Origin of the sequence: Streptomyces sp. NPDC048825 (assembly GCF_043198355.1) — a bacterium.
GTDB classification, from domain to species: domain Bacteria; phylum Actinomycetota; class Actinomycetes; order Streptomycetales; family Streptomycetaceae; genus Streptomyces; species Streptomyces xiangluensis.
This window is the reverse complement of the sequence record NZ_JBICUR010000005.1, coordinates 284,963-301,515: the sequence shown is the minus strand read 5'-3', so window position 1 is coordinate 301,515 and position 16,553 is coordinate 284,963. Positions and strand designations below refer to the sequence as shown.

Sequence of the window (16,553 nt, the reverse complement as noted above, 5' to 3'; positions counted from 1 at the left end):
AGGCGTTACTACCCATGGGTAGCTTAAGAGGCCTGCTCAAGATCCTCTGCGGCCTTCCAAGCGATCCCGTCAAGGATGTCGTGCTCGCTCACGACGACCTCCTCCGCCCCGATCCGCTCCATGATCGTCAGGAGTACGAGGGCGCCGGCGCCGATGACGTCCACGCGGCCCGGGTGCATCGAGGGGATCGCGGCGCGCTCGGCGTGGGTGGAGGTCAGGAGGGACTCGGTGATCTCGCGGACGCGGGCGTACGGGACCCGGGAGTGGTGGATGGCGGCCGGGTCGTACGCCGGGAGGTTCTGCGCGATGGCCGACACCGTGGTGACGGAACCCGCGAGCCCGACCAGCGTGCGGGCCTCGCGCAGGGGGACGCTCTGCTCGACGAGGTCGAGGGCCGCCTCGATGTCGGCGCGAATGGCGCTGATCTGAGCGGGAGTCGGCGGATCGGCGACCACTCCGCCGTGCAGGAGGTGGCGTTCCGTCATGCGTACGCAGCCGATGTCGACCGAGCGTGCGCCGCGTACGTGGTCGTCGCCGACGACGAACTCGGTCGAGCCGCCGCCGATGTCCACGACCAGGTAGGGCTTGGCGAGGTCCGCCCGGCCGCTCAGCTCCTTGGTCGCGCCCGTGAAGGAGAACTCCGCCTCCTCGTCACCGGTGATGACCTCGGGCTCTACGCCCAGGATGTCCAGGACGCCCCGCACGAAGTCATCGCGGTTCTCGGCGTCCCGGGAGGCGGAGGTCGCCACGAAGCGGACGCGCTCCGCTCCATGCTCCTTGATGATCGCCGCGTACTCCTTGCAGGCGGCGAACGTCCGCTCCAGCGCCTCGGGCGCGAGGCGGCCCGTCCGGTCGACGCCCTGGCCGAGCCGGACGATGGTCATCCGCCGGTCCAGGTCGATGAGTTCGCCGGTCGATGGGTCCGCGTCGGCGACGAGGAGGCGGATGGAGTTCGTACCGCAGTCGACGGCGGCGACGCGTGTCACTTCTTGCCACCTTCCTCTTCCTCGGTGCTGAAGAACCCGCCTCCGTTGGCGCCGGGCTTCACGATGTCCTCCTGGGACTGGGACGGCATCACGCACGGCCCCTTCCACCACCACTCGGGCAGCATCGCGAGCGCCTCGTCGCCCAGCGGGTTCACGCCGGGGCCCGCGGCCAGGGAGTGGGCCACGAGCACGTGCAGGCACTTCACCCGGTCCGGCATGCCGCCCGCGCTCGGGAAGCCCTCCAGGACCTCGATGGCGTCGCGGCGGGCGAGGTAGTCCTCGTGGGCGGCGCTGTACGCGGCGGCCAGGTCGGGGTCGGCGGCCAGCCGCTCCGTCATCTCCTTCATGACGCCGTTCGCCTCGAGGGTGCCGATCGCGGAGGCGGCCCGAGGGCACGTCAGGTAGTACGTCGTCGGGAACGGCGTACCGTCCGGCAGCCGCGGAGCCGTCTCGACCACGTCGGGCTGACCGCACGGGCAACGGTGCGCGATCGCGCGCAGGCCTCGCGGCGGGCGGCCGAGCTGCTGTTTGAAGGCCTCGACGTCCGCGTCGGTGGGCTCGGTTCGCGGGGTGGGAGGCGGAGGGGTTTCCATAACTGTCTTTCTCATCGCATTCACTGGTCGGCGCGGTCGGCCTTGTCGACCCCGTCCCAGACATTGGCGTACCAGGGGCGGGCGGCCGCCCCCTGCGTCGTACGCGACTTCTTCGCCGCGTGCGGATCGATCACGATGTAGCCGGTCTCGCCCGGCTTCACGTAGTGCAGGCGCTCGCGGATCCGCTGCTCGGCGTACGCGTCGTCCTGCCAGCGTGCCTTGAGGTCGCGCAGCTGCTCGACCTGCTCACGGGCCTGCTCCCGCTCCCGCTCGAGTTCGGCGATCTCGGCGCGCTGGGAGACGTACTGCCGGGTCGGATACGCGAGGGCGACGACGAGGGTGCACAGGACGAGGGCGAGGAGCGCGGCCCGCCCGGTCAGCCGGGAGCGGCGGGCCTGACGCCTGGTCTGGGAGCGGTAGACGCGCGCCGCCGTCTGCTCGCCGAGCAGCCGCAGCCTGGTCGCGGTGGAGAACCGGTCCCGGTCCTTCCCGGCCATGTCACCCGCCTCCCCTTCATACACGCGTACGTCCCCGCACACGGTACGGGACCGTGTACGGGGACGTAGGCAAGGAGGTGCCTGTGTAGGTCAGCCCTTGAAGCGGGGGAACGCCGAACGGCCCGCGTACACCGCCGCGTCGTCGAGGATCTCCTCGATGCGCAGCAGCTGGTTGTACTTGGCGACGCGGTCCGAGCGGGCCGGGGCGCCGGTCTTGATCTGGCCGCAGTTCACCGCGACGGCGAGGTCGGCGATGGTGACGTCCTCGGTTTCGCCGGAGCGGTGGGACATCATGCACTTGAAGCCGTTGCGCTGGGCCATCTCGACGGCGTCCAGGGTCTCGGTCAGCGAGCCGATCTGGTTGACCTTGACCAGCAGGGCGTTGGCGGAGCCCTCCTCGATACCGCGGGCGAGGCGCTCCGGGTTGGTGACGAAGAGGTCGTCGCCGACGATCTGGACCTTGTCGCCGATCTTGTCGGTGATGACCTTCCAGCCGGCCCAGTCGTCCTCGAACAGCGGGTCCTCGATGGAGACGAGCGGGTACGAGGCGACGAGCTCCTCGTAGTACTCCGTCATCTCGGCGGCCGAGCGCGACTTGCCCTCGAAGAGGTACGAGCCGTCCTTGTAGAACTCGGAGGCGGCGACGTCGAGCGCGAGGGCCACCTGCTCGCCGGGCTGGTAACCGGCCTCCTTGATGGCCTCGATGATGAGGTCGAGGGCGGCGCGGTTGGACTCCAGGTTCGGGGCGAAGCCGCCCTCGTCGCCGAGGCCGGTGGACAGGCCCTTGGTCTTCAGCACCTTCTTGAGGGTGTGGTAGACCTCGGCGCCCCAGCGCAGCGCCTCGGAGAAGGACTCCGCGCCGATGGGGGCGATCATGAACTCCTGGATGTCCACGTTCGAGTCGGCGTGCGAGCCGCCGTTCAGGATGTTCATCATCGGTACGGGCAGCAGGTGCGCGTTCGGCCCGCCCAGGTAACGGAACAGCGGGAGGTCGCTGGCCTCGGAGGCGGCGTGCGCGACGGCGAGGGAGACGCCGAGGATGGCGTTGGCGCCGAGCGAGCCCTTGTTGTCGGTGGCGTCCAGGTCGATCATGGCCTGGTCGATCAGCCGCTGCTCGGTGGCGTCGTAACCGACGAGCTCCGGGCCGAGCTGCTCGATGACGGCGAGGACGGCCTTCTCGACACCCTTGCCGAGGTAGCGGTTGGCGTCTCCGTCGCGGAGTTCGACAGCCTCGAAGGCGCCCGTGGAGGCGCCGGACGGAACGGCGGCACGACCCGTGCTGCCGTCGTCGAGGCCGACCTCGACCTCGACCGTGGGATTGCCTCGGGAGTCCAGGATTTCCCGGGCTACGACGACGTCGATGGACGGCACGAGCATCTCCTTCTGGGATGTGACGCGGTTACGCGGGCCGCTGGGCCCGCACAGCGCGAAGCCGCGGCGGCTCCGCGATGACGAGCCTAACCGGCTCCGGGCGATCGGCCAGCCGTCCGCCCCTCTCATGGACCTAACCGAAAGCAAAATGTTTCCGAACGGAACAAAAAGTCCCGCCCCGGTGCGTACGGGGGAAGACGCACCGGGGCGGGACCGCTGGGGGCTCGGCTTCAGCCGCTCTGGGGGCCGGGCTTCAGCTGAGCCGGGGCTCAGTTCAGCTGAGGTGCAGCTGCTGGCCCGGATAGATGACGTCCGCGTTGTCGACGATGTCGTCGTTCAGCTTGAACAGCTTCTGCCAGCCGCCCTTGACGTCGTTCTCCGTGGCGATCTCGCTGAGGGTGTCACCCTTGACGACCTTGTACTCGCCGTCACCCTTCTTGACCTTCTTGCCGGTCGGGGTGGTGACGGTCTTCTTGGCAGCCGGGCGGTCCGCGGAGCGGGAGGCGCGCTCCTCCTGGGCCGGGGCGCTCTGCTGCTGGGACTGCTGGGTGTTCTCCTGCGCGGCACCGGAGCCCGAGGAGCCGCCGCCGGTGTACGCGGCGCTCGACAGACCCTTGCCGCAGACCGGCCAGGCACCCTTGCCCTGGCCCGCGAGGACCTTCTCGGCGATCTCGATCTGCTGGGCCTTGCTGGCCTGGTCGGCGGTGGCGGCGTACTTCGTGCCGCCGTAGCCGGCCCAGGTGGAGGCGGAGAACTGCAGGCCGCCGTAGTAGCCGTTGCCCGTGTTGATGGACCAGTTGCCGCCCGACTCGCACTGCGCGACGGCGTCCCACTCGGAGGCGGTGGCGGCGGAGGCCGTACCCGACACCATCAGCGGGGCGGCGATGGCGGCACCGGTGACACCGGCGAGCGTGGCTATGCGGGTGGCCTTGGACGGGCGACGGTGCTTGCCCTTGCCGGAAAGCAGCATGAAGAGATCCCCTCACCGACGCCTACGAGGTGAGCTGTCGGGTTCGGGCCTGGTGAGTTGCCCGGCCGTGCGGATCGCTCCGCACGACTTCACCCCAAGCCGCACCCGGTCTCGACGACCGGGCCCGGCACTTACCTTGGGTCCCCCGCTCCTGCCTACGGCGCTTTACGCGACGACTGTTCCCGTACGGCCGTTGGCAGGATTCGGCGTGACGTCCGTCGGGGCCCGCTGTGGCGAGCGGTCACGACCGTAAACATGCGATCCGCCGAATTTCAAAGACGATCAGGGCCTTTGAGATCCATGTCTCACTTTCACCAAACCGGACATCCGGCACGAACTGCCGCCACTTTTGGCCTGGTTCGGCACCTTGCACACCACTCAGTCTGCGCCGAGTTCAAGGCGCTGACCGGGGAGGATGAGGTCCGGATCGGCGCCGACAGTGTGCTTGTTCGCGGAGTACAACTCGGGCCATCCGCCTTGGAGGTCAAGGGAGTCGGCGATTGCCGAGAGGCTGTCTCCGGAACGGACGGTGTACGAGCCGTCCGCAGCGTCCGCCGCATCGCGTGAGGCGCGGTCCGCGCGAGAGGCATGCCGGCCGGTGGAGTCGTCCGCACGGGAGGCATCGGCGTCCTCTTCGGCGCTGCCGCCGCGATGACGGCCGGCGCCCTCCTCTGTGTTTGTGCTCTCACTCTCTCCGGTCGAAGAGTCGGCGTTCTGGCCGGAGTTGCCCGAGTCGCCCTCATTCGTCGCGCCTGTGGGCGGACTGGGCGAGCTGTCGAGGTCCGGTGATTCGGCGGTGGAGTCGCCGCCGGAATCCCGCGAGGTGGCGGTGGACGACCCGGACCTACCGGACGATCCCGAATCAGCGGATGTATCGGATGAGTCGGAACTGTCGGACGAATCATCCTTTAGGAAGTCGTCACTTGACGTCCGCCCCGAATCGGAGCCCGATCCGGAGTCCGCCTCGGTGGGCGGAGTGGAGGTCGGCGTGGGCGAGTCCTGCGCCAGGCCCGTATCAACGTCGGCCGAGTCGGAGTTCTGTGTCAGGCCCGCGACCAGTCCACAGGTCGCCCAGGGGCTCGTACCCTTGTCCGCAAGGATCTTCTCGGCGACGGCTATCTGCTGCGAGCGACTGGCCAGGTCAGCCCTCATCGCGTAGTCGAGACCGCCGTACTGCTCCCACTCCCCCTGGGCAATCTGGAGGCCGCCGTACTCCCCGTTGCCGGAGTTGGCGCTCCACCGGCCGCCGCTCTCGCACTCCGCGACCGCGTCCCAGGTCGCACCACTGGCGGCACTCGCGCTGCTCGCCGCGAGGAGGGGGATCGCGATGGCCGATCCGGTCACCCCTGCCGCCACAAAGAGAGCCGGCGCCTGACGAGGGCGACGGTGTCGACCGTTCCCGGAGAGCATGCGGTTGCCTTTCACGCGACAGTGTGTGACATGGGTGTGACCAATGAGACTGATGAGGTCCGCTTTCGCGTGAACCTAGTGGGACCCGATCACTTGTCACCAGTAGATGTAGCGCAGATCACGTGAAGATCACGGACCTGAGGGTACGTCAGCTTTGAGCTGGGGGTTCGTCAGTTTTGAGTCCGGGCTTCGCCGGCGCTGAGACCGGGCGAAGTGGGGGTGAAGCTGACGGGCAACGTCCGCAGGCCGCGCATGATGAGTCCCCCACGCCACCGCAAATCCGCTGAATCCGCTGCCAGTTGCAGATCGGGGAGGCGGGTGAGGAGCGTCGCGAGTGCGGTCCGGCCCTCCAGCCGGGCGAGGGGTGCGCCTAGGCAGTAGTGGATGCCGTGCCCATAACCGAGGTGCTGGTTGTCGCGTCTGCCGAGGTCGAGGGTGTCGGGGTCGTCGAACCGCTCGGGGTCACGGTCGGCGGCGGCGAGTACGACGAGTACGGGGTCGCCGACCGCGATGTGCTGCCCGCCGATGGTGACCGCCTCCGTCGCGAACCGCCAGGTGGCCAGCTCCACGGGGCCGTCGTACCGGAGCAGCTCCTCGACGCCGGTTTCGAGGAGGTCCGTTTTTCCGGCTGCCAGGGACTTCTGCAATCGATACCGCTGCTCGGGGTGCGTGAGCAGCGCATACACCCCGTTGCCCACCAAATTGACCGTGGTCTCGAAACCGGCGAACAGGAGGATGAAGGCCATGGCGGCGGCCTCGTTCTCGGTGAGGTGCTCGCCGTGGTCGGAGGCGCGGATGAGTCCGGAGATGAGGTCTTCGCCGGGGGTGGCTTCGTCCGGGAGCGCTGCACGCTTGCGGTGGATGAGCTCGGCGAGATAGCCACGCATCTTCTTCACGGACCGGGCAACGCCGCCGCGCGGTCCTCCCCCGTGCCGGATCATCATCCCCGCCCAGTCCCGGAAGTCGTCCTGGTCCTCGCGGGGGACGCCGAGCAGATCGCAGATCGCGTAGATGGGGAGCGGGAAGGCGAACTCGTGAATGAGATCGGCGCTGCCCCTGTCCGCGAACTGATCGATGAGCTGGTCGGCCAACTCCTGGACGCGCGACGCGAATTCGGCCACACGGCGCGGGGTGAACGCCTTGGCCACGAGCCGCCGGAGCCGTGTGTGATCCGGCGGATCGATATTGAGCAGATGAGTCATCAACTCGGCTTTGCGCTCACCGGGGATACCTGTCTTGCCCTTGGCGTGAGCGGGTTCGTCGTGGTGAGCGGGGTTCTTGCTGAGCCGCTGATCAGCGAGGGCCTGCTTGGCATCCGCGTACCGGGTGACCAGCCAGGCCTCGACTCCACTCGGGAGCCGGGTCTTGTGCACGGGGGCGTGCTCACGGAGCCAGGCGTACGCCGGGTAGGGGTCGGTGGCGAACTCCCAGGTGAAGAGTTCGGGGGGCGGGCCGGCGAGGGCGGCGCTCTGAGCAGGCGGCTGGTCGTGCATGCCTTTGACCGTAGCCGCCCGCCCTGGCCGACGTATCTCCACGGTGCAGCTACCTCAGTCGCAGCAGCCCCGGCCACACTGCCGCGTCAGCCCTCCGCAGCCCGTATCGCATCCCGATAGGCCCGCGCGGCAGCCCGCAGCGCCGCCTCCGGGTCCACCCCGTCCGCCTCGGCGCGTGCCGCCATCGCCAGCAGTTCGTAACCGACGCCCTCGCCCTGCGGTATCGGCACTTCAAGTCCCGCTGTGCGTACGCGGGATGCCAGCTTCGCTGCCAGGGCCAGACCGGGCTGACCCAGTGGGACGCCCTCCGTCACGGACGTGCGCTGCTTCTCCGCCGCCTTGGTGCGCAGCCAATGGGCCTTGACCTCTTCGGGCGTCGTGGCGGTTTCGTCGCCGAAGACGTGGGGGTGGCGGTGGATGAGCTTGGTGACGATGCCGCCTGCGACGTCGTCTATGGAGAAGGGTTCCGAACCATCCTCCGGGCGGCCTTCCTCCGCTATCCGGGCATGGAAGACGACCTGGAGCAGGACATCGCCCAGTTCCTCCCGCAGCTCGTGGCGGTCGCCCTCCTCGATCGCCTCGACGAGTTCGTACGCCTCCTCGATGCCGTATTTCGCGAGTCCCTTGTGGGTCTGCTGGGAGGACCAGGGGCATTCGGCTCGGATGCGGTCCATGACCTGGACGAGGTCGAGGAGGCGGGCGCCGGGGAGGTCGTACGAGGCGGGGAGCAGTTCCAGGTCGGGCATCTGGACGCGGCCGGAGCCGGCCAGGCGGGCGAGTCCGTCGGTCAGTTGGGGCTCGCCCTCGCCTGTGGCGACCACGGTCACCGTGTGGCCGCCGGCGCAGGCGTCGACGAGTTCCTCGGCGGTCGGGGCCGCCTCGTCGACCTTGACGCCGGCCTCGCGCAGATACGGCAGCTGGGGGTGGGCGCCGTCCGCGCACAGGACGCGGTCGGCGTCGTGCAGCGCCTGCCAGGCGGGCCAGGACAGGAGTCCGGGCGCGACGCGATGGCTGGTGGTGAGCAGGACGATGCGCCCCGGGCTGGATGCGTTCACCCCTCGAACGTAACCCACGCCACCGACAACAAGGTCGGACAGCAGACGCGGATTACGCGGAAGACGCGGACAGCGATTACGCCGTCTCCTGGCTGCCCGCCTGCGTGACCTGGCGCAGCCACGGCAGCTTGGCCTCGACGCGGCTGTTCTTCTCGGGGTCCCAAGTGCCGTAGCGCGGGTTCAGGTCGACGTCGAGTTTCTTGGAGGCGTCGGACAGGGCCTTCCAGAACGCGGGCCCGCTGGTGTCGGTGCCCAGCTGGGCGGCGAGCTTCTGGGCCTCGAGCTGGAGGCGGAGGTTCTCGTCGATCCGCTCCGGCGGGATGCCGTACGTCTGCAACCAGTCCCTCTCCAGCGCCTCGACACCACCCGGCTTGTCCTCGAGATCGGCCCGGACCCGCGTGACCTCGTTGCGGGAGACGGTCACGCCCGCGTCCTGGGCGGCGCGGTGCAGCACACGGTCCAGGACCATGTTGTTGAGGATCTCGCGGGTGAGGCCGCCGGACTGGGCGATGGCCTGCCCGTACTGGGTGTCGTCCGCGATGGCGGCCCGCTGCGCGGTACGCACCTCGCTCACCCGGTTCTCCAGCTGGGAGACCGTGATCCGGTCGTCGCCGACGACGGCCGCGGCACCGGGATGCGCCTCGTCTCCGCAGGCGGTGAGGAGAGGGGCCGCGGTGGCGAGCGTGGCGGCGAGGAGGAGCGCGGTGCGACGGCGGCGGTGCAAGGAGACCTCCAGTGGGAGCTTGTGCGGCGGTGCACAAAGTCTTGCGGTGATCGATGGTAGGCAGGGGACCGGCTCTCGGCCACCCATTCGACCCAACGATTCGCCAAGAGTTCCGTACTGCCTCGAAGTCCCTGCGACGTCACTAACCGCGCACTTGGCCCAGCCATTGCAGCGTCCGCCGGATCTCCACGGCCATCGGGCGGCCCGGCCCCTGGAGGCGCTCCACGTCGAGGAGCAGCCGGGCCAGCGTTTCGTGGGCGGCTCCCCGGTCGCCGAGGGCGAGGAGGAGGTGGCCGATGCGGCGGCGTACGTCGTAGGCGAGCTCGGGGTCGCCGGCCACGTACTGGTTCTCGTAGTACGGCAGCAGGGACCGGTACTCCGCGAGCGCGGCGGCTGGTTCGCCGAGCTGTTCGAGGCACTGGGCGGCCTCGTAGCGGAAGCGCAGGGACTGCGGGTCGGCCTGGCCCGCCTCCTTGGCGCGCTCGTCGGCGAGGCGGCGCAGCTCGGGCAGGGCGCGGCGGAACTGGCCGTCGTCCATCAGCGTGGCCGCGTACTGCTTGCGCAGGGTGCGGACGACGGGCGAGTGCTCGCCGTGCTGTTCGGCAGCGGCCGGGAGGATCGAGCCGAGGATGTCGACGGCCTGCGTGATACGGCCTTCGCCGAGGAGTTGCTTGACCTCGTCGACGGCGCGCGCGACATCGGGTTTCTCCACGGCCGGGGTGGCCTGCGGCTGGGCCGCGGGGGTGCGGGCCCGGTCGGGCCAGGGAGCGTGCGGGCGCAGGAAGGGGCGCGCCGGGTCGAGCGGGCCGCCGCTCGGGATTCCGCGCGCGGGGAGCATCGGGAGCAGTTGCTCGTAGGTGTCCTGCGCGGAGGCCGGGCGGTGCTGCGGGTCCTTGGAGAGCAGGCGCAGGACGAGGGCTTCGAGCGGCTCGGGGACTTCGGGGCGCAGTTGGCGTACCGGAACGGGCGGTTCGTAGAGGTGCCGGTGGAGCACGCCGAGGGCGGTGGAGCCCGAGAACGGCACATCGCCGCTGAGCAGTTCGTGCAGCAGCACGCCCAGCGCGTACAGGTCGGTGTACGGGCCGACCGCGCCGCCCATCGCCTGCTCGGGCGCCATATAGGCGGGGCTGCCGATGGGTGAGCCGGTGTGGGTGAGGCGGGTCGTGTCCGTGTCCATGACGGAGGCGACACCGAGGTCGAGCACGGTGACCGTGCCGTCCTGCTTGACCATCACATTGCGGGGCTTCAGGTCGCGGTGCACGATCGGCACGGCGTGCACCGCGGACAGTACGGCGCACAGCTGGGCGGCGACCGCGACGGCCCACTGCCAGGGGTACGGAGTGTGCTCGGCGAAGTGGCCGGAGAGGTCGACTCCGTCGACGTACTGCATGACGAGGAACAGCTCCTCGCCCTCGGTGCCCGCGTCGTGCACGGTGACCAGGCCGGGGTGGTCGACCTGGGCGGTGACGCGGCACTCGCGTACGAAACGGCGGCGCAGCTCGTCGGCCTCCTGGCCCGCGACCTTGTCGGGGCGCAGCAGCTTGACCGCGACGCGCCGGTCCAGACGCTGGTCGTATGCCGTCCACACCTGGCCCATGCCGCCCTGGCCGATGAGCGTGGACAGTTCGTAGCGTCCGGTGATCACGCGTCCCGACGCCACGGTCACCTGCCGTCCTCGTGCTTGCGGAGGTAGTCACTCAGCTCGTCGAGCTCGGCGCGCACCTGGTCGATCCGGACGGGCGCGGGGCGCTGCGGGGGCGGCGGGGCGGGCGCCGACTGGGGCGGGGGAGGCTGCGGGACGGGTGTGCCGGCATACGGCTGGGGGGCGGGCGGCTGCGGGGCGGGCGGCGCCTGCTGGTAGCCGTAGAGGGTCGTCTGCTGGGGCGGCACGTTGCCCATGACCATGGGCTGCCCGTAGTGGTGGATGTCCACGATCAGGAAGTAGATGGCGCAGGCAACGCCGCTCAGCATCATGAGGACCAGACCCAGGGTGCCGTTTGGGCTGCTGAAGTCGTCGGTGTTGTCGGTGCTCATGAGCGCGATGGCGAAGACCCAGATCGCGAGCGAGGCTCCGAAGGCCCACCACTCGCGCTGCCGGCGCGTCACCAGGGCGGCCCGCAGCGTCGCCGGCCAGCCGAGGAACCCGCAGGTCATCAGGGGCAGCGCCACGAGGATCACGCGCAGCGTAACCACCGCCCCCGTCGAGGGTCGACGCGGCGGTGGCGGCGCGTAGCCGTGGCCGTGCATGGATGCTCCTGAAGACCTGATGCCAGCAGACGTACGAGTGTGGAGACGAGCGTATAGGCCGACAAGGACAACGGTCCCTGCTTGTACCGAACCGTTGTAACGCCGAGCGCCTACGGGGCTACTCAGTTTGCGTGGAACCGTTCCGGCGCCGTTGTCGGGTTCCCTCCCGAGGGGAGCTTCTGCCCGGGGCAACCGGCCAACACCCGCTCCATGGCGGCCTTCTCGGCCTCCGTGACCCACAGCCCGTACTTCTTCTTCACCGCCACCTGCCCTGCCACATACGTGCAGCGGTATGCCTTGTTGGGCGGGAGCCAGGTCGCCGTGTCACCGTCGCTCTTGCTGCGGTTGGTGCTCGCATCCACGGCGAGGAGGTTGAGCGGATCGTTGGCCAGGGCTATTCGCTTGCTGGGATCCCACTGCTGAGCGCCCTTCTGCCAGGCGTCCGACAGGGCGACGAGGTGGTCTATGTCGACCTGACTGCGTCCGCGTACGAACGTCACGTCCTTGTTGGTGTACGGGTCCGGATTGAGCGTCCCCGAGCTGACCTCGCAGTCGTCGTCGCCGTACTTCACCTCCATCAGATCCCGTTTGAGTATGTCGTCGCGGGTCCCACAGCTGTTCGAGTCGGTATCGGCCCAGGGACTGCCGAACCTGTCGCGGTCGTATCCCGTCCTGGGCGCCCTCCCCTTGACGGCCAGCGAGTCGACGGCGGCGAGGGCGGCACCGCCGGCCGATTCCCCGGAACCGCCCGAAGCCGAAGACCCGGTCGGTTCGTCCGGTCCCGCCGAACCCGTGCCGTCCACGGTGCAGCCCGTCACGGCGAGCAGCATGACCGCGACACCGGCCCCCCTGGTCCAGAGCGTCACGCGCGCTCCCCTCCCCTTGCCTCCCCGGGTCCGCCCTGGTCGGACGGTCCCGCTGTGTTCCTCACCGTAGCGAGCAAGAGGTCCGGGCATAACGGCCACGTGCTGTCGGGGATGCTGTTCCGGTCGCGGTCGGACCAACGCAAAGGAGCACCGCATGGCCCCCGCACCACCCGCCCCCGGCACACTCAGCGGCGTCCTGATCGCCGAAAGCCTGCGCGTCGGCAGCGAGTTGAGCGGCGTTCCGCTCCAGGTCACGGCGATTCAGCGCATCGCGGTCGACGACGCCACCGCCGATCAGCCCCGGCACTGGACCCTGCTGCACTTCCGGGCCCCTGAGAACGCGGCCGGGCAACTCGCCGAGGCACTGGCGAGCTGCCTGGCGCCGACCGGCGGTTGGTATGTCGACTACAGCACCACGACCGAGGCGTACGTCGTATTCGCCGACCGCGTCTTCCGCTACGCGCGCGGTGACGCGGCGACGCGCGCCGAAGTGGAGGCGTACGCCCGCTCGGTGGGCGTACCGGAAGCCCAGCTGGACTGGAGGGACTGAGGCGGACGCCCCGGCCTCGGCCCCGACCGGCCGCGCCCGACCCTCACGACCCCAGGATCGAAGCCAGGAACTCCCCCGTCCACCCCAGCAAGTCCCGCCCGACCAGCGGTTTTCCGCCCACCTTCGCCGTCTTCGGGCGCGGAACCAGGACCTGGTGGACGGCGGGCTTGATGACGACCCCCGGGTACAGACGCTTGACCCGCAGCTCCTGGGACTCCCTCAACTCCACCGGCGCGAAGCGGATGTTGTTGCCCTGCAGCACGATCTCGGCGACGCCACACGCCCGCGCGAACATGCGGAGGCCGGCGACCAGGAGCAGGTTCTCCACCGGCTCGGGCAACTTGCCGTAGCGGTCGACGAGTTCCTCGCGTACGGACTTGATGTCGTCCTCGGAGTTCACCGAGGCGATCGCCCGGTACGCCTGGAGGCGCAGCCGCTCGCCGGGCGCGTAGTCGTGCGGAACGTGTGCGTCGACCGGGAGTTCGATCTTGACCTCCAGCGGCGGCTCCTCCTCCACACCGCCCTCCAGCGAGGCCCGGTAGTCCGCGACTGCCTCGCCGACCATGCGTACGTACAGGTCGAAGCCGACGCCCGCGATGTGGCCCGACTGCTCGCCGCCCAGGAGGTTTCCGGCGCCTCGGATCTCCAGGTCCTTCATGGCCACGTACATGCCCGCGCCCATCTCCGTGTGCTGGGCGATGGTCGCGAGGCGTTCGTGGGCCGTCTCGGTCAGCGGCTTCTCCGGGGGGTACAGGAAGTACGAGTAACCACGCTCACGGCCACGCCCCACCCGGCCCCGCAGCTGGTGCAGTTGCGAGAGGCCGAAGTTGTCGCCGCGCTCCACGATCAGCGTGTTCGCGTTGGAGATGTCGATGCCGGATTCCACGATCGTGGTCGACACGAGCACGTCGAACTTCTTCTCCCAGAAGTCGACGACGACCTGTTCCAGGGCCTGCTCCGACATCTGGCCGTGGGCCGTCGCGATGCGCGCCTCCGGGACGATCTGCCTGAGCCTCGCCGCCGCGCGGTCGATGGACTCGACGCGGTTGTGGATGTAGAAGACCTGCCCCTCGCGCAGCAGTTCACGTCGGATCGCCGCGCCGATCTGCTTCTCCTCGTACGGCCCGACGAAGGTCAGGACCGGGTGCCGCTCCTCCGGAGGCGTCGTGATCGTCGACATCTCGCGGATGCCCGTCACCGCCATCTCCAGGGTCCGGGGGATCGGAGTGGCCGACATCGTCAGCACATCCACATTGGCCCGCAGCTTCTTCAGCTGCTCCTTGTGCTCGACCCCGAACCGCTGCTCCTCGTCGACGATCACGAGCCCGAGGTCCTTGAACTTCGTCTCGGCGGAGAACAGCCGATGCGTGCCGATGACGACGTCCACCGAGCCGTCCCGCAGACCCTCCAGGACCGCCTTCGCCTCCGTGTCCGACTGGAAGCGCGACAACGCCCGGACATTCACGGGGAACTGGGAGTAACGCTCGCCGAACGTCCCGAAGTGCTGCTGCACCAGCAAGGTGGTCGGCACGAGCACCGCCACCTGCTTGCCGTCCTGCACGGCCTTGAAGGCGGCCCGTACCGCGATCTCCGTCTTGCCGTAGCCGACGTCTCCGCAGATCAGCCGGTCCATCGGGACCGTCTTCTCCATATCCTCCTTGACCTCGGCGATGGTCGTCAGCTGGTCGGGCGTCTCCACGTACGGGAAGGCGTCCTCCAGCTCCCGCTGCCACGGGGTGTCCGCGCCGAACGCGTGCCCCGGTGCCGCCATCCGCGCGCTGTAGAGCCTGATCAGGTCGGCCGCGATCTCCTTGACGGCCTTCTTCGCGCGCGCCTTGGTCTTCGTCCAGTCCGCGCCGCCCAGGCGATGCAGTGTGGGGGCCTCGCCACCCACGTACTTGGTGATCTGCTCCAGCTGGTCGGTCGGGATGTAGAGCCGGTCGCCGGGCTGGCCGCGCTTGGCGGGGGCGTACTCGACGACCAGGTACTCGCGGGTCGCGCCCTGCACGGTCCGCTGCACCATCTCGATGTAGCGGCCGACTCCGTGCTGCTCGTGGACGATGTAGTCGCCCGTCTCCAGGGTGAGCGGGTCGATGGTCTTGCGGCGGCGGGCGGGCATACGCGCGCCCTCCTTGCCGGCCGCCCTCTGACCCGTGAGGTCGGTCTCGGTGAGGACGGCGAGCTTGAGTGCCGTATCGACGAAGCCGTACTCGATCGAACCGCACGCCACCTGCACGACGGACGGCGCCAGCGCGCCGAGGTCCGACTCCAGGCGGGCCGCGATGCCCTCGCCGCCGAGGACCTCGACGGTACGGGCGGCCGGACCGTGCCCCTCGGTGACGAACACCGTGCGCCAGCCGTCCGCGAGCCACCCCTTGGTGTCGGCGAGCGCCCTGGCGGTGTCGCCGCGGTACGCCTCCGGGGCATGCATGCCGAGCTTCAGCGAGTCCGCGTTCGTGTCGCCGATGGACTCGTCCGCCGCGAAGGGCGACACCGACCACCACATCATGCCCAGCTCACGGGCCCGGTCCCGGACATCCGCGAGGGACCACAGGGAGGCCGCGCCGACGTCGATGGGCGCCTCGCCCCCGCCCGCGGTCGCCGCCCATGACGCCTGCAGGAACTCCTGCGAGGTCGCCACCAGATCCGAGGCCCGCGTGCGTACCCGCTCCGGATCGCATACGACGGCCATGGCGCCCTGGGGCAGTACGTCGAGGAGCAGCTCCATGTCGTCGACGAGTACGGGAGCCAGGGACTCCATGCCCTCGACGGCGATGCCCTCCGCGATCTTCCCGAGCAGCTCGCCCAGCTCGGGATGCGCCTCGGCCAGCGCCGCCGCCCGCTGCCGAACCTCGTCCGTCAGCAACAGCTCACGGCAGGGCGGCGCCCACAGCCCGTGCTCGGCGACTTCGAGGGAACGCTGGTCGGCGACCTTGAAGTAACGGATCTCCTCGACGTCGTCGCCCCAGAACTCCACGCGCAGCGGGTGCTCCTCGGTGGGCGGGAAGACGTCGAGGATTCCACCGCGTACGGCGAACTCGCCGCGCTTCTCGACCAGTTCGACCCGGGAGTACGCCGCTGCCGCCAGCGCCTCGACGACATCGCCGAGGTCGGCACTCTCGCCGGGCCGCAGAGCCACCGGCTCCAGGTCGCCCAGACCCTTGACCTGGGGCTGGAGCACGGAGCGCACGGGCGAGACGATGACCGAGACCGGCCCGGTCTCCGGGTCGTCCGGGCGCGGGTGCGCGAGCCGCCGCAGCACCGCGAGCCGCCGCCCCACGGTGTCGCTGCGCGGGGAGAGGCGTTCATGCGGAAGGGTTTCCCAGGACGGGTACTCCACGACCGTGTCGGGGGGCAGCAGCGACCTGAGCGCCGCCGCCAGATCCTCGGCCTCGCGGCCCGTGGCGGTCACCGCGAGGACCGTACGGCGGGTTTCACGCGCCAGCGCCGCGATCGTGAAGGGGCGGGCTGCCGGGGGGCCGACCACGTCGATGTGCATTCGGTTGCCGTCCGTGGCGGCCTTCACCGCTTCGGTGAGAGCGGCGTCCTTGACGACGGCGTCGAGCAGACCGTGCAGGCTCATGAAGGGGCTTCCATCCGGAGGGTGGGCAACGCGTAGCGCCCGACACGTCGTACGGGCCGGGGGTGTCCTAGGGTACGTCGGCTCGGTCGCGGGTGCCGGGGCTGTGGACAACGTCCGGGTCCGGAACGGCCCCGCGCCCCTTACTGGGCGCCCTCACCGCAGAGGTACCGTCTCAGATCGAGCCCCTAGACAGATCGCCCGACCGAAG

At 69.7% G+C, this 16,553-nt stretch carries 14 protein-coding genes and 1 riboswitch; of the genes, 1 reads left to right on the top strand and 13 read right to left on the bottom strand.

Translation table 11 applies throughout. From position 1 onward, the window contains the following. Positions 1 to 23: 23 nt before the first annotated feature. The 12 genes from ACGFNK_RS15380 to ACGFNK_RS15325 form a co-directional block, all read right to left on the bottom strand. Positions 24 to 986: an exopolyphosphatase gene (locus tag ACGFNK_RS15380; protein ID WP_393415964.1), complete on the bottom strand. Its 963-nt coding sequence runs from the start codon at positions 984 to 986 to the stop codon at positions 24 to 26. Then, on the bottom strand, positions 983 to 1,579 hold the full coding sequence (locus ACGFNK_RS15375) for a DUF501 domain-containing protein (RefSeq protein ID WP_393416284.1): 597 nt from the start codon (positions 1,577 to 1,579) through the stop codon (positions 983 to 985). Before ACGFNK_RS15375 ends, ACGFNK_RS15380 begins: the two co-directional genes overlap by 4 nt. A gap of 20 nt (positions 1,580 to 1,599) precedes the next feature. Next, positions 1,600 to 2,076 (bottom strand): septum formation initiator family protein, encoded by a 477-nt coding sequence (locus ACGFNK_RS15370; protein WP_393415962.1) that lies wholly within the window; start codon positions 2,074 to 2,076, stop codon positions 1,600 to 1,602. 90 nt (positions 2,077 to 2,166) lie between these two features. Then, entirely contained in the window at positions 2,167 to 3,453 is a 1,287-nt protein-coding gene (gene eno, locus ACGFNK_RS15365; protein ID WP_344395049.1) for a phosphopyruvate hydratase, read from the bottom strand. Between the two features lie 268 nt (positions 3,454 to 3,721). After that, the gene (locus ACGFNK_RS15360; protein ID WP_388679129.1) at positions 3,722 to 4,417 is read right to left on the bottom strand and encodes a transglycosylase family protein; all 696 of its coding nucleotides are present in this window, start codon (positions 4,415 to 4,417) and stop codon (positions 3,722 to 3,724) included. 4 nt (positions 4,418 to 4,421) lie between these two features. Beyond that, a riboswitch (cyclic di-AMP (ydaO/yuaA leader) is annotated at positions 4,422 to 4,590 on the bottom strand. Positions 4,591 to 4,795: 205 nt separating this feature from the next. Next, positions 4,796 to 5,761, bottom strand: coding sequence for a transglycosylase family protein (locus ACGFNK_RS15355; protein ID WP_393415959.1), 966 nt, complete (start codon positions 5,759 to 5,761; stop codon positions 4,796 to 4,798). A gap of 236 nt (positions 5,762 to 5,997) precedes the next feature. Then, positions 5,998 to 7,320 (bottom strand): cytochrome P450, encoded by a 1,323-nt coding sequence (locus ACGFNK_RS15350; RefSeq protein ID WP_393415957.1) that lies wholly within the window; start codon positions 7,318 to 7,320, stop codon positions 5,998 to 6,000. Between the two features lie 86 nt (positions 7,321 to 7,406). Next, positions 7,407 to 8,393, bottom strand: coding sequence for a nucleoside triphosphate pyrophosphohydrolase (locus ACGFNK_RS15345; protein ID WP_393415955.1), 987 nt, complete (start codon positions 8,391 to 8,393; stop codon positions 7,407 to 7,409). 58 nt (positions 8,394 to 8,451) lie between these two features. Continuing rightward, entirely contained in the window at positions 8,452 to 9,099 is a 648-nt protein-coding gene (locus tag ACGFNK_RS15340) for a SurA N-terminal domain-containing protein (RefSeq protein WP_386343942.1), read from the bottom strand. 142 nt (positions 9,100 to 9,241) lie between these two features. Continuing rightward, on the bottom strand, positions 9,242 to 10,723 hold the full coding sequence (locus tag ACGFNK_RS15335; protein WP_393416282.1) for a protein kinase: 1,482 nt from the start codon (positions 10,721 to 10,723) through the stop codon (positions 9,242 to 9,244). A gap of 38 nt (positions 10,724 to 10,761) precedes the next feature. Then, positions 10,762 to 11,346: a hypothetical protein gene (locus ACGFNK_RS15330; RefSeq protein WP_393415953.1), complete on the bottom strand. Its 585-nt coding sequence runs from the start codon at positions 11,344 to 11,346 to the stop codon at positions 10,762 to 10,764. Between the two features lie 122 nt (positions 11,347 to 11,468). Further along, a complete protein-coding gene (locus ACGFNK_RS15325) occupies positions 11,469 to 12,176 on the bottom strand; it encodes an HNH endonuclease family protein (protein ID WP_393416280.1) in 708 nt (235 codons plus the stop codon). 190 nt (positions 12,177 to 12,366) lie between these two features. Between ACGFNK_RS15325 and ACGFNK_RS15320 the strand changes: the two genes are divergently transcribed. Beyond that, complete coding sequence (locus tag ACGFNK_RS15320; protein WP_393415951.1) at positions 12,367 to 12,762, top strand: hypothetical protein; 396 nt, start codon at positions 12,367 to 12,369, stop codon at positions 12,760 to 12,762. A gap of 43 nt (positions 12,763 to 12,805) precedes the next feature. On the opposite strand, the gene mfd is transcribed toward ACGFNK_RS15320, so the two are convergent. After that, positions 12,806 to 16,345 (bottom strand): transcription-repair coupling factor, encoded by a 3,540-nt coding sequence (gene mfd / locus ACGFNK_RS15315; RefSeq protein ID WP_393415949.1) that lies wholly within the window; start codon positions 16,343 to 16,345, stop codon positions 12,806 to 12,808. Positions 16,346 to 16,553: the final 208 nt, after the last annotated feature.